Source organism: Serratia sp. PL7 (assembly GCF_945957435.1).
On sequence record NZ_CAMFLB010000017.1, the window covers coordinates 39,146 to 62,148 of the forward strand.

General features: G+C 54.4%; 17 protein-coding genes. 7 read left to right on the top strand and 10 right to left on the bottom strand.

Annotation, left to right across the window (positions count from 1 at the left end; translation table 11 throughout):
* Nucleotides 1-109: 109 nt before the first annotated feature.
* Complete coding sequence (locus tag N6G83_RS38510; protein WP_021179904.1) at nucleotides 110-499, top strand: DUF3461 family protein; 390 nt, start codon at nucleotides 110-112, stop codon at nucleotides 497-499.
* A 251-nt stretch (nucleotides 500-750) separates the two neighbouring features.
* Here N6G83_RS38510 and N6G83_RS38515 read toward each other — a convergent pair whose 3' ends face one another.
* Together N6G83_RS38515 and truC are read right to left on the bottom strand one after the other, a co-directional pair.
* On the bottom strand, nucleotides 751-1,200 hold the full coding sequence (locus N6G83_RS38515; protein WP_024529501.1) for a flavodoxin: 450 nt from the start codon (nucleotides 1,198-1,200) through the stop codon (nucleotides 751-753).
* A 33-nt stretch (nucleotides 1,201-1,233) separates the two neighbouring features.
* Complete coding sequence (truC, locus tag N6G83_RS38520; RefSeq protein ID WP_211134368.1) at nucleotides 1,234-1,992, bottom strand: tRNA pseudouridine(65) synthase TruC; 759 nt, start codon at nucleotides 1,990-1,992, stop codon at nucleotides 1,234-1,236.
* 295 nt (nucleotides 1,993-2,287) lie between these two features.
* Between truC and N6G83_RS38525 the strand changes: the two genes are divergently transcribed.
* Together N6G83_RS38525 and N6G83_RS38530 are read left to right on the top strand one after the other, a co-directional pair.
* Nucleotides 2,288-3,289 (top strand): linear amide C-N hydrolase, encoded by a 1,002-nt coding sequence (locus N6G83_RS38525; RefSeq protein WP_199061506.1) that lies wholly within the window; start codon nucleotides 2,288-2,290, stop codon nucleotides 3,287-3,289.
* A 287-nt stretch (nucleotides 3,290-3,576) separates the two neighbouring features.
* A complete protein-coding gene (locus N6G83_RS38530) occupies nucleotides 3,577-4,899 on the top strand; it encodes an alpha/beta fold hydrolase (protein WP_024529498.1) in 1,323 nt (440 codons plus the stop codon).
* Between the two features lie 128 nt (nucleotides 4,900-5,027).
* Here the strand turns inward: N6G83_RS38530 and pbpC are convergent, their stop codons facing one another.
* The 4 genes from pbpC to N6G83_RS38550 all read right to left on the bottom strand — a co-directional run bounded on the left by pbpC (nucleotide 5,028) and on the right by N6G83_RS38550 (nucleotide 14,491).
* The gene (gene pbpC, locus N6G83_RS38535) at nucleotides 5,028-7,391 is read right to left on the bottom strand and encodes a penicillin-binding protein 1C (RefSeq protein WP_211134367.1); all 2,364 of its coding nucleotides are present in this window, start codon (nucleotides 7,389-7,391) and stop codon (nucleotides 5,028-5,030) included.
* 55 nt (nucleotides 7,392-7,446) lie between these two features.
* A complete protein-coding gene (locus N6G83_RS38540; RefSeq protein ID WP_211134366.1) occupies nucleotides 7,447-13,443 on the bottom strand; it encodes an alpha-2-macroglobulin family protein in 5,997 nt (1,998 codons plus the stop codon).
* A 71-nt stretch (nucleotides 13,444-13,514) separates the two neighbouring features.
* Nucleotides 13,515-13,958: a hypothetical protein gene (locus tag N6G83_RS38545; RefSeq protein ID WP_211134365.1), complete on the bottom strand. Its 444-nt coding sequence runs from the start codon at nucleotides 13,956-13,958 to the stop codon at nucleotides 13,515-13,517.
* 206 nt (nucleotides 13,959-14,164) lie between these two features.
* Nucleotides 14,165-14,491: a YqcC family protein gene (locus tag N6G83_RS38550; protein WP_024529494.1), complete on the bottom strand. Its 327-nt coding sequence runs from the start codon at nucleotides 14,489-14,491 to the stop codon at nucleotides 14,165-14,167.
* A 152-nt stretch (nucleotides 14,492-14,643) separates the two neighbouring features.
* Here N6G83_RS38550 and N6G83_RS38555 point away from each other — a divergent pair, with 152 nt between their 5' ends.
* Complete coding sequence (locus tag N6G83_RS38555) at nucleotides 14,644-15,882, top strand: MFS transporter (protein ID WP_211134364.1); 1,239 nt, start codon at nucleotides 14,644-14,646, stop codon at nucleotides 15,880-15,882.
* Nucleotides 15,883-16,477: 595 nt separating this feature from the next.
* On the opposite strand, the gene syd is transcribed toward N6G83_RS38555, so the two are convergent.
* A complete protein-coding gene (gene syd, locus N6G83_RS38560; RefSeq protein ID WP_211134363.1) occupies nucleotides 16,478-17,026 on the bottom strand; it encodes a SecY-interacting protein in 549 nt (182 codons plus the stop codon).
* Between the two features lie 63 nt (nucleotides 17,027-17,089).
* Between syd and queF the strand changes: the two genes are divergently transcribed.
* The 3 genes from queF (at nucleotide 17,090) to xni (ending at nucleotide 20,300) form a co-directional block, all read left to right on the top strand.
* Nucleotides 17,090-17,935 (top strand): NADPH-dependent 7-cyano-7-deazaguanine reductase QueF, encoded by an 846-nt coding sequence (gene queF / locus N6G83_RS38565; protein WP_024529491.1) that lies wholly within the window; start codon nucleotides 17,090-17,092, stop codon nucleotides 17,933-17,935.
* Between the two features lie 183 nt (nucleotides 17,936-18,118).
* Nucleotides 18,119-19,483, top strand: coding sequence for a nucleotide 5'-monophosphate nucleosidase PpnN (ppnN, locus tag N6G83_RS38570; protein WP_024529490.1), 1,365 nt, complete (start codon nucleotides 18,119-18,121; stop codon nucleotides 19,481-19,483).
* A 58-nt stretch (nucleotides 19,484-19,541) separates the two neighbouring features.
* Nucleotides 19,542-20,300: a flap endonuclease Xni gene (gene xni / locus N6G83_RS38575; RefSeq protein ID WP_199061441.1), complete on the top strand. Its 759-nt coding sequence runs from the start codon at nucleotides 19,542-19,544 to the stop codon at nucleotides 20,298-20,300.
* A gap of 30 nt (nucleotides 20,301-20,330) precedes the next feature.
* On the opposite strand, the gene rlmM is transcribed toward xni, so the two are convergent.
* From rlmM to N6G83_RS38590, 3 genes are read right to left on the bottom strand one after another with little or no spacing between them, the layout of a single operon-like run.
* A complete protein-coding gene (rlmM, locus tag N6G83_RS38580; RefSeq protein WP_024529488.1) occupies nucleotides 20,331-21,434 on the bottom strand; it encodes a 23S rRNA (cytidine(2498)-2'-O)-methyltransferase RlmM in 1,104 nt (367 codons plus the stop codon).
* Nucleotides 21,427-21,822, bottom strand: coding sequence for a DUF423 domain-containing protein (locus N6G83_RS38585; RefSeq protein WP_024484299.1), 396 nt, complete (start codon nucleotides 21,820-21,822; stop codon nucleotides 21,427-21,429). Before N6G83_RS38585 ends, rlmM begins: the two co-directional genes overlap by 8 nt.
* Nucleotides 21,823-21,874: 52 nt before the next feature.
* Nucleotides 21,875-22,792 (bottom strand): transcriptional regulator GcvA, encoded by a 918-nt coding sequence (locus N6G83_RS38590; protein WP_211134362.1) that lies wholly within the window; start codon nucleotides 22,790-22,792, stop codon nucleotides 21,875-21,877.
* Nucleotides 22,793-23,003 lie beyond the last annotated feature (211 nt).

A 23,003-nucleotide genomic window follows, 5' to 3' on the forward strand; every position in this document is an offset into this window, starting at 1 on the left:
CGCCATACTCTCTGGCAGTGGAATATTCCTGATGTGTTTCGATTTGCAGCTTACAAAACTGCATATTGCGCGTTCAGGGGAATATAGTTGATTAAAAGGTGGCGCTATTATGTATGACAACCTGAAAAGCTTGGGTATCAATCAACCGGAAGATATCGATCGCTATAGCCTGCGTCAGGAGGCCAATAACGACATCCTCAAGATTTACTTCCGCAAAGATAAGGGCGAGTTCTTTGCCAAGAGCGTGAAGTTCAAGTATCCGCGCCAGCGCAAAACCGTGGTGGCAGACAATGCCGGCCAGGGTTACAAAGAGATCCATGAGATCAACCCGAACCTGCGCTACGTGATCGATGAACTGGATCAACTCTGCCAGCGCGATCAGGTAGAAGTGGATCTGAAACGCAAGATCCTCGATGACCTGCAGCATCTGCAAAACGTGGTCACCAACAAAATTGCCGAGATCGAATCCGATCTGGAAAAACTGACGCGCGGTAAATAACCGCAACCCTTGGCGATAATTTGATCGCCTGTGTGCCAGCGGGTTCACATTTTGCCGGTTTTCTGTGTGATAGGGTAAATCGGTAATCGATAGGGTTGTTACTGCTTCGGCAGGCAAAACCTAATTCTTTAACGCTTGATGGCTGCGGCCTTGAGTGCTTAAGGGATTAGGTTTTTTTTTGCTTTATCTTCACCACTGGAGATAGCAGAAATAAAGTCGTGCCTGGCCGCTCGTAACCAGGCATCGAGAGGCTATTTCAACAAAGTGCCCCACTGCTCTACCCACGGGCAGGAAACCACTTCCGGTTCGGGTTGCTCGATCGCATCGATCTCCAGCACTTCACCTACGCGCGTTGCCCCCTGCTCTTGCAGCAAGGCATCAAAGGTACGCCCGGCACCGCAGAAGTTGTCATAGCTGCTATCGCCCAGAGCAATCAAGCCATAACGCAGCTCCGGCTGATAGCCCACCTGGTCGCGAATAGCCTGGAACAGCGGCGCAATACTGTCAGGCAAGTCCCCTTGCCCGGTGGTGGAAGTCACGACCAGCGCATAATGCTGGCGGTAAAACTGCCACTCTGCCAGCGTCCCTTCTTCAAACACTTTGACCTCATGGCCCTGTTGTTGCAGGATATTTTCTGCCTCTTCCGCTACTAACAAAGAGTTACCGTAGACCGTTCCGACGAAAATGCCGACCTGAGCCATCGTTGCTGCTCCCTTATGACCGTTAAAAAATGATTAGCTATCCTGACCGTTAGCCTGCGGAAACTCAAGTTCTGGCAGCACGTTATGCCAGCCAAATTGTGACATGACACCTTGCCAATCTGCTTCCCAGGGCGCGGAAATATGCAACGGCTGGCCACTCACCGGATGACTAAGTTGAAGATGGCTGGCGTGCAACATCAGGCGCGAACAACCAAAGTGTTCGGCCATACCACGGTTTTGCCGCAGATCGCCGTGAGCGGTATCACCAATAATCGGATGGCGCAGGTGCACCATATGACGGCGCAGCTGATGCTTACGCCCGGTCTCTGGTTTCAGCTCAACCAGGCTATAGCGCGAGGTGTCATAGCGGCCAATCGCCACTGGCATCTCTACCGTTGCCAAGGGCTGATAATGACTTACCGCCGGTTTTGGACCTTTGTCCGGATTGGCATGTTTATCCGCCAACTTATCCAGCTCTTCAGTCAGCGCATAGTCAACGGTGCCGCCCTCTAAAACATAGCCCCGCACCACCGCGTGATAGGTTTTCTGTACCTGATGCAGTTCAAACTGTTGCGACAATAATCGAGCTACATCACTGGACAACGCCATCAGCAATACGCCGGAAGTAGGACGATCCAGACGGTGTACGGTAAATACGTGCTGGCCAATCTGATCGCGCACGGTTTGCATCACAAACTTTGTCTCGTGACGATCCAGCCAGCTACGATGCACCAGCCAACCTGAGGGTTTGTTAACGGCGATCAGATGTTCGTCCTGGTACAACACCTTCATAGAGTGATTTTTTCCATAGATTAATCATGCATTTTATCTCCTTGCCCCTGCAAGCTGCAGCCTGCTGGCCGGTTTCAGGGCGAGGGAAGAGGTAATTGATTGATTCTATCGTCAAACATAAATAATGACGAAACGAAAATCCCGTTTGGCGCTCTCGTTTTTGCCCCACGGGTCAGTAGTGCCTACACTGTACAAAAAGTAGCAAGGAGAGATAACATTGAATTGGAATATAACGCTTTTGATAGCCCCCCTTTTACTGTCTATATGCGGCATTCTGTTTTCACCACAGTTGGCAATGGCCTGTACTCGCGCGGTCTACCACGGCGAAGATAACCTGGTGATCACCGGCCGAACTATGGACTGGAGAGAACAGCTGCACTCTGACCTGTGGATTTTTCCTCAAGGAATGGAGCGCAGTGGTAACGCAGGCAGCAACTCGATCAAATGGACGTCTAAATACGGCAGCGTTGTGACTTCCGCCTATGGTGTTGCAACCACCGATGGCATGAATGAAAAAGGTCTGGTAGCCAATATGCTGTGGTTGGTTGAATCCCAATACCCGGCATTTGATGGCCAGCAGCCAACCTTATCATTGGCAGCATGGGCACAGTATGCATTGGATAATTTCGCCACGGTGCAAGAAGCCGTTAACTCACTGGAAAAGTCCCCCTTTATCGTAGTGACCGGCGGCGTGCCTGGCCAGGAACGTTTGGCCTCCCTTCATTTGTCGTTGTCCGATGCCAGTGGAGACAGCGCTATTTTTGAATATATTAACGGCAAATTAGTGATTCACCATAGCCGTGACTATCAGGTCCTGACCAATTCCCCTACCTTCGATCAACAGTTGGCCATCACCAAGTACTGGCAAGGGATTGGGGGTAACGTCATGCTGCCTGGCACAAACCGTGCTGCCGACCGTTTTGTACGCGCACAGTTTTATATCAACGCTATCCCGAAATATCATCAGGCCAGGCTGGCAGCCTCTAGCGTACTGAGCGTTATGCGCAATGTTTCTGTGCCCTTTGGCATCACGACCCCTGAAGAACCCAATATTTCTTCCACTCGTTGGCGCACCCTGGCCGATCAAAAGAACAAGCTGTACTACTTTGAATCAGCACTGGGCAGCAGTACATTTTGGGTAGACCTTAAACGGGTCGACTTTGCTGCTGGCGCTCCGGTTAAAAAGCTGGCGCTGGGTAAAGATGAGATGGCAGATTTTACCGGTGAGGTTTCCGCTGAGTTTAAAACCAGCCCTCCTTTTGAATTCCTTGCTGCCGACGTCATCGATAACGGCTGAGCCCGACCGATGTTGACTGGTGGCTCCGCCCTGCCACCAGCCCCCCCTTTTTATTCTCAGATAAGAATACTTATTCAGTCACACCCTCACACGTATTGACTAAAATTTAATCATTAGTGCATTTGCTAAGTTCCTTCCGCCTGTTACGCTGATGTTCACTCTTCAAACTCCGGACCATTCTTGCTTATCGATAAAATGGAGTAGATCTGAACGCTCCAGATAAACACCGATATGGCATTAAAATAACCGGCAGAAAAAAGAGAACACCATAACAGGGAGAGAAAAACATGAGCGTTGAACGAGAATATTTGTTGCCAGCGATCTGGGTACGTGAACACCTGGTCCAAGTCCCGCTGAATTGGTTCGATAGCAAGGATACCCGCACCATTGAGATCTTTGCCCGTGAGCTGGTTGACCCGTTACGCCGTGATGAGCAACTCCCTTGCCTGCTGTTTTTACAAGGTGGCCCTGGAGGGAAAAGCCCACGCCCTACGGCACGCAGCAGTTGGATTGCCGAAGCCCTCAAAAGTTATCGGGTGATCCTGCTCGATCAGCGTGGCACCGGGCGCAGCAGCCGCATTGAAGGTAAAAGTCTGGCCGGGCTAACCGCCCACCAGGCAGCAGATTACCTGGCCTGCTTCCGCGCCGACTCGATAGTGAGCGATGCCGAATATCTGCGTAAAAACTGCTTTGGCGATCGCCCGTGGAGCACGCTTGGGCAAAGCTATGGCGGCTTTATCACGCTGACCTATCTTTCTCAGGCTCCGGAAGGCCTACACTGCTGCTTTATGACCGGCGGCCTGGCAAGCCTGCAGCCCGATGCCGATGAAGTCTACGCTCATACCTATCCGCAGGTGATCGCCAAAAATCGCATCTTCTATCAGCGTTACCCACATCTGGAGCCGCTGCTTGGCCAGATTGCCGACAAGCTGGAGCAGGAAGAGGTGTTGTTGCCCGATGGCGACCGGCTGACCGTACGCCGTCTGCAAAGCCTGGGGATCGATCTTGGCATGAGTGAAGGTTACGAGCGGCTACTTTGGCTGTTTGACGAAGCCTTCAACCCAGACGGTGAATTCAGCGATACCTTCCTGTCGCAGGTGATGGCGTTGACCAGCTACGCGGAGAATCCGCTGTTTGCCGCGCTGCATGAAAGTATTTACGCGCAGGATAAGGCTACCAACTGGGCCGCCGAGCGGCAACGGGGCAACTTCGATGCTTTCGCCGAGGATCGGCGCCCGCTTTACCTGACCGGGGAAATGATCTATCCCTGGATGTTCACCGAGATCGCCGCTCTGCGCCCCTTCAATGAACCCGCCAAGCTGCTGGCCGATCGCCGCGTGTGGTCACCGCTGTATAACAGCGATCGCCTGCTCGACAATCGGGTACCGGTATTCGCCGCCATTTATTTCAGCGATATGTATGTCGATTTGAAGCTCTCGCTGGCGACGGCGCAACAGGTGGGTAATTTGACGCCGTGGATCACCAACGAGTATGAGCATAACGGCTTACGCGTTGGTAATGTTTTTGGTCATTTGCAGACGATGGCGCAGAAAGCGGGCATTTACGCCCCCTCTCCCCACACCTCTTTCGCAGGAATAGGGAGCTGGTAGGCCCTGCTCTTTTGGAGGTAAAAGGTAATCTCAGCAAGCTAGAGCCCCCCTACACCAAGGTGAGGCACTACCATTTCAAACACACTCAAACGGTGCCCTCTCACTAAAGGAGAGAGTTAGGGGGCACCTTAGTTCACCAGCTCAATGGTGATCAGGCGGCTATCGGCCCGGCCATGATCGTCCACCGCCCGGATGCGATACTGACCATTGTTCACCGGCCGCCAATCGATGGCGGTTTTACTGGCGCTGCTGCCAAGATAAATATCATCGACAAACCAATACACCGTTTTACTGTCCGCGTCCGTCACCGCATTGAAGGAAATTTTGTCACGCCCCTGCTGCGATTGCCGCAAGGTATAGGTGGTATTTTTCAGCGGCGAGGTAATGCGCGGCGGGCTGCCACCGATCGCCACCGCATTATCCTTGCAATGGTTTAGCGGCGGAGCCCGTTTGGGTAATCCAGCCTGCGCAAACACGTTAGCCAAATCGGAAGGCCAGAACTCAAATACCTCGGTGCGGGTTTGCGTTTCATCATATGGCGGGCAGGCCACCTCACCGCTGTGAATATCCAGCACCACCGGACGATAGACGGTATCGACCTTGATCGGCGACTTGCCGGGGATAAACCAGGTTTTGCCTTTCTGCTGGCACCACTGAGTTGGTAAGTTACCGCTGGCCAGGCAGATATCCACCCGCTTCAACTGTTTCGGGAAGGGGTGTTTCGGCTCCTGCAAGGCCGGATAGCTGGCGTTAATGCTGTCGATAATATTGAAAAATAGCGGAGCTGCCGCATCGGCCCCCACAAACACGTTGTTGCCTCTGCTGTCGAAATTCCCTTCCCACACCACCAGTACGTAAGGCCCAAAAATCCCGACGCTCCAAGCGTCGCGGAAGCCCCAGGAAGTCCCGGTTTTCCAATAGACCGGCAGGGATGACGAACGTTGTGCCAAAGTGTCACCTGGCCGACGATGCTGGCGCAGCATATCCAGCGTAGTAAAGCTGGCTTCTTCACTGAGCAAACGGATCGGTGGTGGATAGGCGTCATTCTTTTGCATCCTCAATGGACGTAATACGCCCCGGTTAGCCAACAGCGCATACAGCTTCGCCAGTTCCTGGGCAGTGATTTCCCCCCCGCCCAACACCAACGACAGCCCATAATGATTCTCACTGGCCAGATTGGCGATGCCGGACAGGCTTAAAAACTGATAAAACGTCGGCTGCCGTAGCTGCGAAGCCACATACACCGCAGGAATATTACGGCTGAAGTTCAGCGCGTCTGTCGCCGTTACCGGCCCGAGGAAACGTCGGTCAAAGTTTTCTGGCGCATAGGCGCCAAAGGACGAGGGCACGTCCTTCAGGATGGTCATCGGATGCAGCACCCCTTGCTCCATCCCCAAGGCATAAATAAAGGGCTTGAGGGTCGAGCCAGGTGAGCGTTTGGCATTGGTCCCGTTAACCTGCCCCTGGATCTCGCGGTTGTAATAATCAGCAGAGCCCACTAACGCCCTTATCCCCATATCACGGCTGTCCACCAACAGCACCGAGGCATTATGGATCCCCCGGCTCTGGTTGCGGACGATAAACGCATTCACCTGCCTTTCGATCAACCGCTGTAGCCCGGCATCCAACGTAGTATCCACACGGGTATCCAGCTGCACTAACTGCTGGGTCTGTTGGCGTAACTGTTCGATAAAGTGTGGAGCAATGTACGGCATCCGCTCTGGCTGGCGCAGTGCCAAAGGGAGTTGAAACAAGGCTCGCTGGCTGCTGTCGGTGCTATATACGCTCTGCCAGCGTTGAAACAGGCGGTTACGGGCCTGCGTCAGAGCTTGCCCCAACACGCCGGTTTTAGGATCGATGCGATAGCTGGGGGACTGTGGCAACACCGAGAGCGTCAGCGCCTCCGGCAAGGTCAGATCCTGCGGTGCCTTGGCAAAATAGATCAGGCTGGCCGCACCGATGCTTTCAATATTGCGGCCATAGGGGGCGTAATTGAAATAGGCTTCCAGAATATCGTGCTTGGAGTAGCTGAGTTCCAACTGAACGGCCCGCAGTACCTGCATCAGTTTGCCGCCAGGTGTGCGGGTATTTAGATGCCAATGCATGCGCGCCAGCTGCATGGTGATGGTCGAACCGCCCTGCATTTTGCCACCGGCTACGTAGCTGCGCCAAAAACCACGCAGCAGGCTGACGGGGTTAAATCCGGGGTTGTAATAGAACCAGCGATCTTCATGCAGCAAAATACCCTGCACCGCCAGCGGCGAGATCTTTTCCAACGGCGTCCATAGGCGATAGCGATCGTCATTGGCCAACGTGAGGCGCATCAGCGTCCCGTAGCGATCGTAATAAACCGTGGAAAAGGGCACGCCCTGCGAAAGCGGAGGATGCGGCCACAGCCGCGCCCCTACCAGGCCCAGCGCCAGCAGAAATACCGCCATCAAGATATTTTGCAGCCAGCGTTTTGCCACAGCAGATGCAGGAAGGATTTTCATGGAGTCTCGGTACCCACGAACCCCGCAGCCCAACGCTGCGGGGCATCGTGATGGCTTATTGACTTTCCGCCGGTACAACCACCAGTTTACCGCTGCTGGCCGACATGGCCTGCACTTCACGATCGTACATGGCTTCACCATAAGCCGGAGGGATCACAAAGCTACCGGTGTTGGTCGCTTTAATCTGGTAGACAAACTCCTGCACGTCGGTGCTGGCGCTACCATAGATAATCACCCGGTCTTCGCGGATATCGCTGTAATCAGGTGCCCAAGTGGAGCCCGAGGCAGCCAGTGGCGACTGCCACCCGGCGTCCGTATTCTCGCTGGCTTCTCCGTCTTCGCCGGTCGATTCTGGCTCTGGTGCCGTTTGCTGCACCACTTCAAATCCACCAGGCAGCAGATCGACAATCGCCAGGTTGCTCTGCCCTTCTTTCGAATTGGCGCGGATTTTCAGATGAACGTTGATCTTCTGCCCCAGCGTCACCTGAGTGACAGGTTTACCCTGTTCATCGGTGTAATCACGGGTAATTTCCAAACCGCGAGCAATGGCTTTCTGTGGAGCAGCCAGATCGTAACCGGCCTGAGTGACCACATACCAGGCCGGAGCGTCGGCACTGTTGGTAAAGCGGATGGCTTTGGCCTCAGCCGTAAACTGGCCTTTGGCAAACAGCCCTATCATCTCTGAAATCACCTGCGGATCGACGTTACCTTGCTTGCCGAGCTGCGCAATCGTCAGCGAATCTGTGGCATTGGCCTGCGCCGCCACCTGAGCCGAGTAGCTTTCCAGCGCCAGGATACTCATCGCCGAAGAGTAAGTGGTGTAGCGCTCTTCTTTCAACGCCTTGACCATGTTCTCCAGCACCTGCGGAGGGATGGAAGAAACCTTCTCCGGGAAGTGGCGAGCGATCAGGTACAGACGCGTTGCGTCCTGCACCAGCGGATCGAAGTAATTCTGCGTCCACCAGCCTTTGTCATAGGCTTTGCTCAGTTGCTTCCAGCTAGGCTGCAGCAAGGCATTGGCCTCATCGTCCATTTTCAGCAGACGGTAAGACGATGCCAGATACAGGGCGCTCAAATCGGTTTTCCAGCTGTCTGGATACAGTTTCTGCAACGTATCCTGCACCGAGGCCAGCGAGTTGGTGGTAATTTCGCCCTGCAAGGTCAGCAGGTAGACCGCCCAGGTACGCAGACGCAGATGATACATATCATCATAACGGTTGGCTGCCAGCTCACGCAGCGCGCCGTTGGCATCTTCCAGCATCCCTACCGGCAAGGCATAGCCCGCCGCTTTGGCTTCCAGCAGGTATTGCACCACGTATGGCGTGACGAAAGGATCGGTTTCCGGCGATGAACGCCAGGCACCAATGGCCCCGCTGTCGTTCTGGCGGGAACGCAGTACGCCGAGCAGGTTTTTCAGCTGTTTGCTGACTTCGGCCTGGCTCAGGCTGCTTTTCATTTCCGGATGCTGGCTTTGCATGATCAGCGGAATAGAACGGCTGACGATCTGCTCAGAACAGTAATACGGATAATCTGCCAGATACTGCGCCAGACCGTTGGTCAGCACCAACGGCGAGTGGGATACCGCCGCGCTACGCTGCGCATAGGCATCAAACATCTGCCGCAGATTATCAATATTCTGGCTGCTGCCACTCATCCGGCCCATCACCGTCTGGGTGCGGTAAGGCATTGCCGGACGTACCGAGGTGCTAATGGTACGGCGGCTGGTTTTATCACCATAACGTGCCTCAAATACCAGCGGAGCATCACCCAGTACCGCCTTGGCACGTAAGCGGAAGTTGATCACGCCTTCACGCTTCTCTGCCAATGACAGGCTTTGCTCGGCCTTACCCACCACTTCCAACTGCGGCGGTGGAGTCAACTGCACGGCGATCGCCACAGGTTTACCGTTCAACCCTTCGAGGTTATTGCTAACCCCTACGCTAACATCAAACTCATCCCCCGGAGCCACCATGTAAGGCACGTTCGGCGTCATGATGAAGTTGTCACGTACCGTCGCGGAGGTTTGAGCCTTGCCGATTTTGCTTGGCGTCACCGAAATGGCCATCACACGGATCTTGCCGTTGAAGTAATCCGGCACCGGATAGGTAAACTGCTTCTCGCCGTTGACTTCGGTAATGCCAGACCAATAGGCCACCGGCTTGTCACGCTTGCGTTTGAACGGGTTCAGGTTGAGATCCAGCCCTTCCCCCGCATCACCGCCTGGTGCCGCCGAAAGCGCCATCAGCTTGCTGAATTCCGGCAGGATCAGATCGAGGATCTGCGAGCTTTCTACGCTCAGTTCACGCTTACGGAAGAAGTACTCCAGCGGATCTTTCAGGCGGTAACGCGCTACCTGCAAGATCCCCTCATCTACGGCAAACAGTGCCACCTGCTGAGGACCATCGGTTTTCACCGTCATCGTCAGGTTTTCACCCGGCTTAATTACCTCAGGTGTTACTATTTCCAGGCCGTTTTGCCGGGCTTTGGTGCTGATTTTAAACGGCATGACGCCATAGCTCAGCGGGCTCATAAAGATCTCGCTGGAGTTCACGTCGCGCACAAACTGCACGTTGATATACCCGTTGCCTTCCATCCCGGCCGGAACCCGGATTTTCTGCACCGAGCTGGTGGTATCGGTGTGGAACCACTGCCAGGCATAGACACGGTCTTTTTCAATGGTGATCAAACCGCTGCCGGTATAAGGCGCGTTGATCGCCACTTCTATTTCTTCACCCGGCTGATATTCCGCCTGGTTCAGTTTCAGCTTCAGTTCGGCATTGCGATCCAGCGAACGGCTGAGGTTGGCGTTGCCCGCCACGCTATAGGCGATACGGTTGAGCACCTTGCCCTGCGCATCTTCGATCACCAGAACGAAGTCACCCGGGGTTTCGGTCGCCAAGGTCAGATCGGTGCCCTGCTCGCTCAGCGCCAACGGCTGCTCGGACAGCTGCACCTCTTTCATTTTCGACTGGTATTTATAAACGCCAGAATCCTGCTTGGTCAGCACCGAGATGTATTTCTGCTCGATCAACACCTGCTTCAGATCGGCGAGCGGGATCTGTTTCAGGGACGGATCGACGGCAATCACGTTCAGATGACGCGCCGAACCCCGGTTGATATAGCCTAAATCACCGTCTGGCTTCACCCCCACCAGATAGTCATACGGCGACACCAGCACCCGAGCGGTGGCGGCAACGGAACGCCCACCGCCGGCCACAAAGGCTTCCGACAACAGTTGCAGCTGATAGGTGGCATCCGCATAGGACTTCAGATTCAGCGGGATATTCGCCACGCCCTGCTCGTTGGTGGTGCGGTCTTCCAGTTCCGTTTCAAAACCGTCGCTATTCTGGCGGTTTTCAAAGAAGGCGTAATCCGGGAAGCGATCAAAGCTTGGGTACATCGGCCGCAGCGTCAGCTTCGAGGTAACTCTGCGATCCTGGGCCGGTGTGCCAAACAGGTTCTGCACATCGATGTTCGCCTGCAGCTCAGAAGGTTTTACCCACCCTTGCTGCCGGTTCGGCGTCAACTCCAGCTTGACCTTCAGTTGGTCTGGCTCAAACTCTTTCACGTTGACGGCGGTATGGCCGAGCAAGGTGGATGTGTCGTTATTTTTGCCAATCAGATACAGGTAGACGTTCCACTCGCCCGTTGGCGCGTTCTCATCGGTGGTGTAACTCAATTCATTGAAACCACTGCCACCGAGAGTCAGCGGCACCGTCGTCATCAGTTTGTCGCGCGGATCGCGGATTTCGGCACGCACCGGTACGCCAGCCAGGGCTACGCCCCAATCGGCCGCACGGGTAATCAGACCAATATTGAAGGTATCGCCCGGACGGTACACGCCACGATCGGAGAACAGGTAACTGCTCAGGGTACGTGGATCGATCGGAGTTTCTTCGCCTTCAATATCAAAGCGGGAGAAATCCAGCCCGCGATCGTTGTAGCGGGTGGTCGGCAAGAAGGAGACATCGCCTTCTTTTTCCACCAGGAACATCACCGGCTGGCGTTCGTTGGTATACACGTCCAGCGCAGGGAAACGCACGTGCCCATTGGCATCAGTCACCTGGCTAAGCAGCGTCACGCCGTTTTTGGCGATCACCGAGACTTTGGCGTTACCGACTGGCGCACCGCTGTGGATAGATTGGACAAACACATCGCGCGTTTTATCCTGCGAACGTTTGGCAATAATCCCCAGATCGGTCACGACAACAAAGCGCGAATCTCCCACGCTTGGTGAATCATCCCCTTCCTGCTCGCCCTGATCGCCTTCATCCTCTGTGGCCTGCGTCTTTTTCTTTTCCGGCTGCCATTCTGACAGCGTCAGCAGGAACACGCCGCGATGGGAATCCGTGTTGGTGGAGAGGTAACGTGAGAGATCGATGCCCTTGTAGCTCACTTCACCCGGCCGATCGTTATTGATTACCGTTTGATACTTAAAGTGTTCGGTAAAATATTCATCGTTAAGCTGGTTGAACTGGGCCGAAGAGTATTCGCTGCTTTTGAATGAGACGATATGTTGCAGCTGGCTTGGGATCACCCGCTTGATATCCAGACGCAGGCCGGGCACGTTACGCGCCGCCACGCTGATTTGCTTGTCACCATTCACCGACAGCAGAGAACCCTGTGACATAAACTGCAAGGTTTTCGGGAAGTCCGGGACTTCGACGATGCGGTAGACCTTCTCCGGCATTTTATAGCCGCCCGAAGAAGTCATCAGGTTGGTGATTTCCAGCAGCATAAAGCGGTGAGCCGGTGCGTCAAACTTGAAGCTGAACTGCGGTTGATAGGTCTCTTCCGCTTCATTCAGGGTCAGCGTCAGTGGCGTAGACTGGGCCATCACGCTGTTTTCGATGCTCTCGGTCCCGCCCCACTGATAAAAATCGTCCGGTTCGTTACTGGCTTCAGAGTCGTTAGGGTTATGCTGCGGCAATAACCAGGCCTTGACTGCACGCCCGGCATCTTTGTCTTTGATCGCATCGCTGAAAGCGACAATCAGCGCACGCTGGCCTTTAGTGCCATCGCTATCGACCACCTGAGCACTGGCATCCTTCACCGTGAGGCTATACAGGGTTGGCACCGATACCCAGCTGTCTTTCGATTGAGCGATCTCATTGGCAGATACCACCGACTTGATGCCCTTGCCCAGCACCAGATGCACTTTACCACCGTGATCCAGCGCTTTCAGCGGTTCAGAATGCACCCAGGCGTTCAGTTTCTTGGCGTCAAAGACCACGGAGAAATTGAGTTTCTTTTCAGATTTGGCGTTGGCTTCGATCAACCCCATGGCAATCTGCTTTTCAAAGCTGGCCACGTCTACTGGCGCATTGAATTTGACGTTGAAGATAGCGCTGCGCTTTTGCGGATCTTGTGGGTCCTGATAATACTCGGCTTGCCCAAGTTGATAGTCAAAAGCCGGGGCACTAAAGCTGTAGTTGGTGTTGGCGAGTTTAATCTGCGGGGCCAGCAACACGGCAGGCTCAAGCTTAACCTCATATTTGCTGCCCATCGGCAAAGGGCTTTTCGGCGTGAGGACCAGGGTCCAGGCATTATTCCACTTCCACTGCCCTTCAAGTGCCGGGCTGATGGAGATGCCTTTTTCTACGGCCTTGCCGACATCGGTCAAGGGTGCCACGGAGTTTCTAAAGGTGAGGGTGACCTGCTGCGGCGCAGATTTCTGCACGGCAAAGTTAACCGGCTCAGGATCGGATACTCGCACGCTGGTTTCCTGGTACACCATCGGTGCCGGTTCAATCGGCTGTGGCCGATTCAGCCACCAGTGCCATCCGTAGAAGGCGCCACCCGCGGCGCACAACAGCACCAGCAACGACAGGCTAATGGCTTTGGGATAGGTGTCCACCCCACCTTCCAGCCGCAGGAAGCCGCGCTTCACCCCGCCGGATACCGCTGCCCACCAGGCAGGTGCATTCCAGTTCAGGTTGCCCACCACCGGCTTGAACAGCCGCCCCAACAGGCCAAAAATCAGGGCCAACAGGCGGAACAGACCTTTGATCAACGTAAAAGGCAAACGGAGGATAAACTTCAGCAAATCCATGATTGCAGCACCTTTTTATTCCTTGAAAGACACCCAGAGAGACAACATTCCCGACGCCGGAACCGAGGCAGCTAACAGACTGCACCCACTCCAAAAATCAGTGACAACACCAAAAAAACAAGAAAAATAGCCATGACCACGCCAAAAGCAAACATGGCAATTTGAAAAGCCAGCGTGCCAATACCGAGCATTACCGCAGCAGAAACCGCGCGCGGGTTTTCCTTACACGCCCCAGCAATAGCGCCCAGGACCACGGCACCCACCGCCAATACGGCAGTGACGATCTTCAATATTCGATCGACATCATAATGAGGCCGCGAGACCTTTTCAGGGATTTGATGGCCAGCCAATGAGGCCAACAGTGATTCTTTGATGGCCACCGCTTTGCCCGCCACGAGGCTTTCCAACGTCTGCTGAGGGGCAAATGGCCCGGCATAGAAATGCACCATAGCCAATAACAGCGCCAGGCCGCCTAGCGCGATCCCCGACCAACCGAATATATTTTGTTTGAGCATGAGAAACCCTCCTTGGTAACTCGCGATAATGCGCACATTATCTACTAGTTCCACACGGCGGTGGAAACTCTATTTTAGCCATACCGCGTGAATTGCGCATTACCACGCATAAATCGGAAATTGCTGATCAAACGCAACGAGTTCACGACAGACAGGCTAAGCGGGCGCAGCATGCGGCGCACCCTACGGTCGAACATACAGCGCGATTACAGCTCGATATTGAGCAGTGAATCCAGCTGCTGTAGCAGCAACAGCAACGGCAGGCAGTTCGGCTGTTTATCTTTTAGCGCTTCTTCAAAATAGGGGGTGATGGCAAAACGCGTTGGTAGTGGCGCATTGGCATCGAGCAGCGCATGCATCCTTGGCAACAGTACCCACTGCAACCACTCTTCGGCCTGCATGCTGTCGATGCAAAAAGGTTCCGTGCTGGCAAAAGCCTCGGCTTCCGGCGGCGTCAACTGCCACAGCGTCAGATCGCGCATGGACTGTTCAATCGCCTGTAAATTGTGGCGAACCTGGTTGGATATACTCATCGACATTCCCGAACAATTTAAGCATGTTAATCAGCCTACGGCTGCAAGCCGCAAAGCATAACATTTAAGCCCAAAGCACCCAATTTTATCTGGTGGCGCCACGCCTGGCACGGCACAATACGCGCACCCAACAATCACACATGATAAAAGACATGCCCGCAACATCACTCAATAAAAATCACGCTACGCCCGGTAAAGCCATGCTGGCTTCGGTTACCGGTTATGCTATGGACGGCTTCGATCTGTTGATACTCGGCTTTATGCTGCCGGTGATCACTACTGAACTGGGTCTCACCTCATCACAAGCCGGTTCGCTGGTGACCTGGACATTGATCGGCGCAGTGATTGGCGGCGTGATCTTCGGCCATCTCAGCGACCGTTTTGGCCGCATCCGCGTGTTGACCATCACTATCCTGATGTTTTCGCTGTTTACCGGCCTGTGCGCCGTTGCCGTCGGTTACTGGGACTTGCTTGCCTATCGCACCCTGGCCGGGATTGGTCTAGGCGGCGAATTCGGTATTGGCATGGCGTTGATCGCCGAAGCCTGGCCCGCTGAGAAACGTAACCGTGCCTCAGCCTATGTGGGCATGGGTTGGCAGCTCGGCGTGCTTGCCGCAGCCTTCCTCACCCCGCTGTTGTTACCTTATATCGGCTGGCGTGGCATGTTCCTGGTGGGCCTGCTGCCGGCGCTGGTTTCCTTCCTTATTCGCCGAACCATGGGCGAACCCAAAGAGTTTACGCAGCAAAAAACCAGTGAACAGCAACTCTCCTTTACTCAACGATTAAAGCTGCTATTTAAAGATCGCGCCACCAGCAAGGCCAGCCTGGGGATCTTTATCCTCTGCTCGGTGCAGAACTTTGGCTATTACGGGCTGATGATCTGGATGCCGACCTATCTGGCCAAAAACTTTGGCTTCTCGCTGACCAAATCCGGCGTCTGGACGGGAGTCACGGTGCTCGGCATGACCTTCGGTATCTGGCTGTTCGGGATATTGGCCGACCGCTTTCCCCGTTGGATCATCTTTGTCATTTACCAGGTTGGAGCCGTGGTGATGGTCATAAGCTATGCGCAACTCACCGATCCCACGCTGATGCTGTTTGCGGGTGCACTGATGGGGGTGTTCGTTAACGGGATGATTGGCGGCTACGGCGCGCTGATTTCTGACACCTACCCGGTACAGGCTCGTGCTACAGCGCAGAATATCCTGTTCAACCTGGGCCGCGGCGTCGGTGGGCTGGGGCCATTGGTGATCGGTGCGCTGGTCACTCAGGTTTCCTTTACCGCAGCGATCAGCCTGCTGGCTGCAATCTACCTGTTGGATATTTTCGCCACGTTGTTCCTGCTGCCGAAAAAACAAAGCACGGGCGATACATTGGGGGCAATCGGGTAAACCTTGAGGGGGAAGCCAGGCAGGATTTGCTGTCTGGCCTTTGCTCCAGACAAAAAGTTGGGGGCACTGCGTTAACAGTGCCCCCGGTTCGTTTTATAGCTAATCCCGCTACAAGTGTGCTCCCTGCTCAATCCCTGAAAACTTTTCCTTTCGGCCATCCTGACCAAAACAATCCTTCGCAAAATCCTCTAGCATCATCCTGACGCGGTTCCTCGGCCTTCCTGACCCACCAACAATCCTGTGCTGGCTCTCTATCTCCGTCCTGGAGGTGTCCTTGGTTTCAATCCTGAAACATCCTGTGTATCATCCTGATACCAATCCCTTTCTTCTTCCTGAAGCTGCATCATCCTGACGCTTTCCTGCTCCATCCGGCTTCCTTCCGGTAGACATAAGATCGCTTATTTCCTTTCCGTTAACAAGGGCAAGTAGGATGGATTACAGTAAATTTGACTTAGCCCACATCAGCATAAACATATAACAAATTGATATATAAGATTAATTATCGAAAAAACACCAACTAAAGTAAAAAATTAAAAGCGATCTCTCACAGCTTTTGTAAGAGATCTCGCACACGCACTAAAGGCAAATTAGCCGATTAATCAACTCTGGGGCGTAAAGCATTGAGAAAATCCCCCAAACAGGCAGCTAATAGCGTGCGTTTTTTGCTGCCAAATTGCTCAAGCAGCACGTTGCCGCTGACATTACACAGCGACACCACCGTCATTTCCGATTCTGTGGTCGCCAGGAACAACGTAGGCGAGAGCTTAAGGCGTTTTTGCGTCACCAGATGCCCAATCAGATTCTCCTGCAGGCGAATAAAGTCGTCTTCACTCCAGACCTGCAATAGCGTCAACGGATGCTCGCCAAACTGTGCACTCATATCCCCGGCATAGTGTTGGGTGTAGAAGGTGTGGATATCCGGCTGTAGTTGCAGTTCCAGCGCCTGCTCCACCTTTTCCAGGCTGGCCGCTGGCGTAAACGGCTGCGGCAGCCACAGCACCGTATCATCGCGATTTTCGACAATACAGGGGGAAGCCACACCGTACAGTTCCTGGCTAGCCGGGGCATGGCCGTACTGCTGTTGCCAAGCGTCGACATAGCGCTGGGTAAATTCACGCAGGGCGTGCGATACATCATGGTCCATATTTTTTCTCGCATACGGTAAACTGGTGCCTATTGTACCTATCTCACACCAAGGTGACAGCTCATGTCCTCCTATCAAGATCATCAGGCTCTGGCGGCACTGACGCTGGGCAAACCAACCGCATACCGTGACTGCTACGATGCCTCACTGTTACAAGCGGTTCCTCGCAGTATGAACCGGGAACCGCTGGGGCTTTATCCCGATAGCCTGCCGTTCCACGGGGCCGATATCTGGACGCTGTATGAACTTTCCTGGCTCAATGCCAAGGGGCTGCCACAGGTTGCGGTGGGAGAAATCAGCCTGAATGCCAACAGCATCAACCTGATTGAGTCCAAAAGCTTCAAGCTCTATCTCAACAGCTTTAACCAGACCCACTTCCCGGACTGGGAAGCGGTACGTTCTACGCTTCAACGCGATCTCGCCGCCTGCGCGCAAGGGGATGTCAGCGTGAGCCTGTTCAGCGTAGATCGGCTTGAAGGCAGCCTTATCGCCCGGTTGGAGGGCGAATGCCTTGACCACCAAGACATCAGCATTGATAACTACGAGTTCGATACAGGCTACCTAGAAGGCGCCGCCGGTAGCCAAGTCGTAGAGGAAACGCTGGTCAGCCATCTGCTGAAGTCCAACTGTCTGATCACCAACCAGCCCGATTGGGGATCGGTGCAAATCCGCTATCGTGGCCCGCAGATCAACCGTGAAGCCCTGCTGCGCTATCTGGTTTCGTTCCGCCATCACAACGAATTCCATGAACAGTGCGTTGAGCGGATCTTTAACGATCTGCTGCGTTTCTGCCAGCCGCAACAATTGAGCGTTTATGCCCGCTATACCCGGCGCGGGGGTCTGGATATCAACCCTTGGCGTAGCAATGTGGCGTTCGAACCGGCGCATGGCCGTCTGGCTCGCCAATAATGCTCAACAACTGAGCTAACAGGCGGTTTGTATTGGTAAAAATCCGGAGACGGCGGTAAGGTTAAATCAAGAGTGCCCGCTTTTTGCTCAGGCATTCCAGTAGGCAATACAAAATTCTTACCGCAGTGCGCAGAGGCAGGTAAGGATTATTATCGCCCTATTTATGGGCGCAAAGGAGTTACCTTGATTACACATATCAGCCCACTGGGCGCTATGGACTTGTTGTCACAGCTGGAAGTTGACATGCTGAAGCGTACCGCCAGCAGCGACCTGTACCGTTTGTTCCGCAACTGCTCCCTGGCGGTATTAAACTCCGGCAGCCAGACCGACAACAGCAAACAGTTGCTATCGCGTTATGAAAACTTTGATATCAACGTGCTGCGCCGTGAACGCGGCGTAAAACTCGAGCTGGTGAACCCGCCAGAAGAGGCTTTCGTTGACGGTCGCATTATTCGTTCACTACAAGCCAACCTGTTTGCGGTGCTACGCGATATTCTGTTTGTCCACGGCCAAATTGACAGCGCCGAACGTTTCCAACACCTGAATTCGGAAGACTCTGTTCATATCACCAATCTGGTGTTCTCCATCCTGCGTAATGCACGTACGCTACACCTCGACGAAGATCCGAACCTGGTGGTGTGCTGGGGTGGTCACTCGATCAATGAAAACGAATATCTGTATGCCCGTAAGGTCGGTAGCCAGCTGGGTCTGCGCGAGCTGAATATCTGTACCGGCTGTGGGCCAGGGGCAATGGAAGCTCCAATGAAAGGGGCCGCCGTCGGTCATGCGCAGCAGCGTTACCACAACAGCCGCTTTATCGGTATGACCGAGCCCTCCATCATTGCCGCCGAGCCGCCGAATCCGCTGGTTAACGAACTGGTGATCATGCCAGATATCGAAAAACGTCTGGAAGCCTTTGTGCGTATCGCGCACGGCATCATCATTTTCCCTGGCGGGGTCGGCACTGCGGAAGAACTACTGTATCTGTTGGGCATTCTGATGAACCCGGAAAACAGCGAACAGGTATTGCCGCTGATCCTCACCGGGCCGAAAGAAAGCGCAGATTATTTCCGCGTGCTGGACGAATTCATCATGAAAACGCTGGGCGAGAAAGCCCGTCGTCACTACACCATCATCATCGACAATCCGGCCGAAGTGGCCCGTCAGATGAAAAAGGCCATGCCACTGGTGAAAGAAAACCGCCGTAATACCGGGGATGCCTACAGCTTTAACTGGTCGATCCGTATTGCACCGGACCTGCAGCTCCCCTTCGAGCCAAGCCATGAAAACATGGCCAATCTCAACCTGTACCCTAATCAACCGGCGGAACAGTTGGCTGCGGCTCTGCGCCGTGCGTTCTCAGGGATCGTGGCGGGTAACGTGAAGGAGAACGGCATTCATGCCATCGAACAGTTCGGCCCTTACAAGCTGCATGGCGATCCGTTGATGATGAAGCAGATGGACAGCCTGTTGCAAGGTTTTGTCGCCCAGCACCGTATGAAACTGCCGGGAACCGCCTACGTACCTTGCTACGAGATTGTAGCCTGATCATCACCTCTGGGTGGCGTCATAGCCGCCCTTCTTTTCTGACGTTGTTGCCTTGCCTATGCCTATACATTTACTGATTGTCGATGCTCTGAACCTAATCCGCCGCATTCATGCAGTGCAGGGCTCCCCTTGCGTCAACGCTTGCAAGCATGCGCTTCAGCAGTTGATTCAACACAGCCAGCCCACCCATGCCGTGGCGGTGTTCGACGAAGACGACCGTAGCGAGAGCTGGCGCCATCAAATTCTGCCCGATTACAAAGCCGGACGCTCGCCAATGCCGGAAAACCTGCATCAGGAAATGCCGCAGCTGCGCGAAGCGTTTGCCGAGCTTGGGGTGGCCAGTTGGCATTCCGCAGGCAATGAGGCGGACGATCTGGCTGCGACTCTGACGGCCAAAATTGCCGCTGGCGGCCACCAAGTGACGATTGTCTCCACCGACAAAGGCTACTGCCAACTACTGGCACCCAGCGTACAGATCCGTGACTACTTCCAGAAACGCTGGTTGGATATGCCGTTTGTGCAGCAAGAGTTTGGCGTGTTACCGCAACAGCTCACAGATTATTGGGGGTTGGCAGGGATTGGTAGCAGCAAGATCCCAGGCGTTGCCGGTATCGGGCCAAAAACGGCAGTATTGCTGCTACAACAGATGGGCAGCCTGGATGGTCTGTATCAACACCTGGAGCAGGTGCCGGAGAAGTGGCAGGGCAAGCTGTTAGAGCACCGCGAGCTGGCCTATATCAGCAAGCAGGTCGCCACCCTACGTACCGATCTGACGCTGGATGGCAATCTGCAACAGTTACGTTTGCCAACAAAGTAAGGGCGCTGCCAGTAGCAACGCCCATATGCCTTACTCGCGCTCGTCGCGGCGGCCGGGAATAGCCGACCACATGCGGCGCACGTGTACGGTGATCTCTTCACGATCGTGGTACAGCTGCTTGGCGTGGATCTCTGCGCTAATCCCCTCGTTGGCCAAGGCTTCGTGGATACTTTGCAGGTTCTGCGCCACCTCTTCGTAGCGCTTCTTCATCGGCAGCTTCAGGTTAAAGATCGCCTCACGGCACCAGCCTTTGAGCAACCATTGGATCATCAAGCTGGTCACTTTTGCCGGTTTCTCCACCATATCGCACACCACCCAGTAGTTTTTGCTGGTGGTCGGTTCAAAGCGGAAGCCGTCGACACGATGATGGGTCACCTGCCCGGTATCCATCAGGCTCTGGGCCATCGGGCCGTTGTCCACCGAATGCACCATCATGCTGCGTTTGACCAACTGATAGGTCCAGCCGCCAGGGCAAGCCCCCAGATCGACCGCAAACATCCCGCTACCTAAACGCTCGTCCCATTCGTCTGCCGGAATGAAAACGTGGAAAGCCTCTTCCAGTTTCAGCGTAGAACGGCTTGGTGCATCGGACGGGAACTTCAGCCGTGGGATCCCCATATAGAACGGGGAGTTGTTGTTGCTGTAGGAATACCCCACGTAGCAACAGCCCGGCGCGATAAAGAACACGTGAACCACTGGACGAGAGGGATTCTCACGCGCCATCAGCACTTTCTGCTCACGCAATGCGCCGCGCAGCGGCACAGTCAGCTTGCGGCAGAACTTCAGCAGCTCTTTGCTTTCGTTGGTATCCGGCACTTCTACCCGTAATTCACCGCCGCGATCGACCACGCCCATCAGCATGCCGACAATCGGTGAAACCCGATCTTCCGGCGGCAAATCACGCAGCAGTTCTCCCACCACCAACATCTGGCGGGCAAAGATCAGCTCACGGAACGGAATTTCTTTCGCCAGACGATCGGCATCGTCCGGCTGATAGCATTCAAACAGCACATAGCCGCTGTTGTCTTTAACCCTGGCAAAGCCGAACACTTCCAACTGGGCGGCCTTGTCGGTGATTTCCGCCGCACACTCTTTCTCAAAGCCTTGGCGGCAGTACAACGCGATCTTATTCATGGCGCTCGGCCTTTTTCCTCAGACGCAAAGCGCCAATCAACATCAATGCCCAACCGATCAGGAAGCAGGTCCCGCCCACTGGCGTGACATAAACCCAAACCTTTTGGTGAGACAGCGCCAGACAGTACAGGCTGCCGCTGAACAACACGGTGCCGAGCGCCAACAGCGCTCCGCTCCAGTAAAACCACAGGCTGACCCGACGCTGCATGGCGACGGCCAGCCCCAGGATGGCCAGAGTATGGAACCCCTGGTAATCAAGCCCGGTGCGGATCCAGGCCATTTCATTGACCCCAAGCGCACTACTCAATACGTGCGCACCAAACGCGCCCAGAGCAACGTAGACAAAACCACTGATAGCAGCAAAAATCAGCATAGAACGGCTACTCATCATTATTCACCTTAATCGAGATTAACCAGCCACAACGTCACCGCAACTGGCCCTATTGTTCATAGCGAAAGCGGAACTTCTCCTGTTCGCTGGCCGCACGCGCCAAGATCCATTGGCGAAAGGCGGCTATTTTACCCAGTTCTGCCTGGCTGTCATGACATACCAGATAAAAAGCGTTTTTACTTACCAGCACATCGTTAAACGGGCAGACCAACCGACCGGCTTCAATCTCGGTTTGCGCCATCACGTTATTCACCAGCGCAATCCCCTGGCCGTGAACGGCCGCCTGAACCACCATGGCGCTATGGCTAAAGATTGGCCCTTGCTGCACGTTGATATTCTGTAACCCCAGTTGGCGGGTGTATGCCAGCCAGTCGCGGCGTGAAGTATCATGCAGAAGCGTATGATAAGCCAGATCGCCCGGCACTTTCAGTGCATGATCGCCCATTAACAGGCTGGGAGAGCAAACCGGCAGCAGATATTCCGCATACAAACGCTCGGTGCGTACTCCCGGCCAGTTGCCACGGCCATAAAAGATCGCCACATCAACGTCATCCGCCAACTTTTCTTCTTCGCGGTCAATAGCCTGGATACGCACATCGATCCCCGGATAAGCTGAGTTAAAACTGGAAAGACGGGGTACCAGCCACTGAATGGCGAAACTGGGCGGCAGGCTGACGGTTAAAGCCCCCTTGGCACTGCGTGCCTGAAGCTTGCGTGTTGCCTCATTGATCGAAGAGAAGATCTCTTTGATATCCAGGTAATAACTCTGCCCCTCTTCCGTCAGCAGCAGCGAACGGTTACGCCGTCGAAACAGTTTCAGCCCCAGGAAATCCTCCAGAGACTTGATCTGATGGCTGACTGCGGCCTGGGTAACAAACAGCTCCTCTGCCGCCTTGGTAAAGCTCAAATGGCGGGCTGCCGCGTCAAAAACCCGCAGAGCATTAAGAGGAGGGAGACGTTTAGACATGAATTAACCCTTTTGTATTGCAAACTGCGGCGTTGTCGGCTGAATGCGCCTTTACCGCCGCCTGGCTGTGCCGAACAGGGATGTTCAAATGCCGCGAGCGCAAGGATACGCCTAAGCGGCCAATCTGCAATTCATCGGCTTTAGTTACATTTATGTAACAAATGGCCGCCGGGTTTCGCAAACGAGATCAGGCTGCACGATACATAACGCC

Bases quoted from the DNA above. Each gene is read 5' to 3' on its own strand.
- N6G83_RS38550 (WP_024529494.1), bottom strand. From the start codon at position 14,491: ATGAGTATATCCAACCAGGTTCGCCACAATTTACAGGCGATTGAACAG.
- N6G83_RS38515 (WP_024529501.1), bottom strand. From the start codon at position 1,200: ATGGCTCAGGTCGGCATTTTCGTCGGAACGGTCTACGGTAACTCTTTG.
- xni (WP_199061441.1), top strand. From the start codon at position 19,542: ATGCCTATACATTTACTGATTGTCGATGCTCTGAACCTAATCCGCCGC.
- N6G83_RS38530 (WP_024529498.1), top strand. From the start codon at position 3,577: ATGAGCGTTGAACGAGAATATTTGTTGCCAGCGATCTGGGTACGTGAA.
- N6G83_RS38545 (WP_211134365.1), bottom strand. From the start codon at position 13,958: ATGCTCAAACAAAATATATTCGGTTGGTCGGGGATCGCGCTAGGCGGC.
- queF (WP_024529491.1), top strand. From the start codon at position 17,090: ATGTCCTCCTATCAAGATCATCAGGCTCTGGCGGCACTGACGCTGGGC.
- pbpC (WP_211134367.1), bottom strand. From the start codon at position 7,391: ATGAAAATCCTTCCTGCATCTGCTGTGGCAAAACGCTGGCTGCAAAAT.
- N6G83_RS38540 (WP_211134366.1), bottom strand. From the start codon at position 13,443: ATGGATTTGCTGAAGTTTATCCTCCGTTTGCCTTTTACGTTGATCAAA.
- truC (WP_211134368.1), bottom strand. From the start codon at position 1,992: ATGAAGGTGTTGTACCAGGACGAACATCTGATCGCCGTTAACAAACCC.
- N6G83_RS38525 (WP_199061506.1), top strand. From the start codon at position 2,288: ATGGCCTGTACTCGCGCGGTCTACCACGGCGAAGATAACCTGGTGATC.
- N6G83_RS38585 (WP_024484299.1), bottom strand. From the start codon at position 21,822: ATGAGTAGCCGTTCTATGCTGATTTTTGCTGCTATCAGTGGTTTTGTC.
- syd (WP_211134363.1), bottom strand. From the start codon at position 17,026: ATGGACCATGATGTATCGCACGCCCTGCGTGAATTTACCCAGCGCTAT.
- N6G83_RS38555 (WP_211134364.1), top strand. From the start codon at position 14,644: ATGCCCGCAACATCACTCAATAAAAATCACGCTACGCCCGGTAAAGCC.
- N6G83_RS38590 (WP_211134362.1), bottom strand. From the start codon at position 22,792: ATGTCTAAACGTCTCCCTCCTCTTAATGCTCTGCGGGTTTTTGACGCG.
- N6G83_RS38510 (WP_021179904.1), top strand. From the start codon at position 110: ATGTATGACAACCTGAAAAGCTTGGGTATCAATCAACCGGAAGATATC.
- rlmM (WP_024529488.1), bottom strand. From the start codon at position 21,434: ATGAATAAGATCGCGTTGTACTGCCGCCAAGGCTTTGAGAAAGAGTGT.